Origin of the sequence: Streptomyces sp. NPDC006283, from assembly GCF_040613325.1 — a bacterium.
Lineage (GTDB): Bacteria > Actinomycetota > Actinomycetes > Streptomycetales > Streptomycetaceae > Streptomyces.
The window spans coordinates 1-1,242 of sequence record NZ_JBEXRZ010000483.1; the positions used below are offsets into that span (position 1 = coordinate 1).

At 71.1% G+C, this 1,242-nt stretch carries 1 protein-coding gene; it reads left to right on the forward strand.

From position 1 onward, the window contains the following. Window positions 1-1,242: homocysteine S-methyltransferase family protein (locus ABZ070_RS37445; RefSeq protein ID WP_356640680.1), on the forward strand; the 1,242-nt coding region annotated here is incomplete at both ends.

The window sequence follows — 1,242 nt, forward strand, 5'->3', positions numbered from 1 at the left end:
CGCGAGGTGGCCGACGAGTTCACCGCCTCGACCGGCCGGCAGCGGTGGGTGCTGGGCTCCATGGGCCCCGGCACCAAGCTGCCCACCCTGGGACACGCCCCCTACACCGTGCTGCGCGACGCCTACCAGCGAAACGCCGAGGGACTGATCGCCGGCGGCGCCGACGCGCTGCTGGTGGAGACGACGCAGGACCTGCTGCAGACCAAGGCCGCCGTGCTGGGCGCCCGCCGCGCCATGCAGGCCACCGGCACCGGCCTGCCGCTGATCTGCTCGGTGACCGTCGAGACGACCGGCACGATGCTGCTGGGTTCGGAGATCGGAGCCGCGCTCACCGCGCTCGAGCCGCTCGGCATCGACATGATCGGCCTGAACTGCGCCACCGGCCCCGCCGAGATGAGCGAGCACCTGCGCCACCTCTCCCGCCACTCCCGCGTCCCGATCTCCTGCATGCCCAACGCGGGCCTGCCCGTCCTCACCAAGGACGGCGCCCACTACCCCCTCACGCCCGCCGAACTCGCCGACGCACAGGAGCAGTTCGTCGCCGACTACGGCCTCTCCCTGGTCGGCGGCTGCTGCGGTACGACGCCCGAGCACATGCGCCGCATCGTCGAACGCGTCCGTGACCTGACCCCACCGGCCCGCGAGCCGCGCCCCGAGCCGGGCGCCGCGTCGCTGTACCAGACGGTGCCGTTCCGGCAGGACACGTCGTACATGGCGATCGGCGAGCGAACGAACGCGAATGGGTCGAAGAAGTTCCGCGAGGCGATGCTCGAGGGCCGCTGGGACGACTGTGTGGAGATGGCCCGCGACCAGATCCGCGAAGGCGCCCACATGCTCGACCTGTGCGTCGACTACGTCGGCCGTGACGGTGTCGCGGACATGGCCGAGCTGGCCGGACGCTTCGCCACCGCCTCCACGCTGCCGATCGTGCTGGACTCCACCGAGGTCGACGTCCTGCGCGCCGGTCTGGAGAAGCTCGGCGGCCGCGCGGTCATCAACTCCGTCAACTACGAGGACGGCGACGGCCCCGACTCACGCTTCGCCAAGGTCGCCGGCCTGGCCCGCGAACACGGCGCGGCCCTGATGGCCCTGACGATCGACGAAGAGGGCCAGGCCCGTTCGGCCGAGCACAAGGTCGCCATCGCCGAGCGGATCATCGACGACCTGACCGGCAACTGGGGCATCCACGAGTCGGACATCCTCATCGACACCCTCACCTTCACCATCTGCACCGGCCAGGAG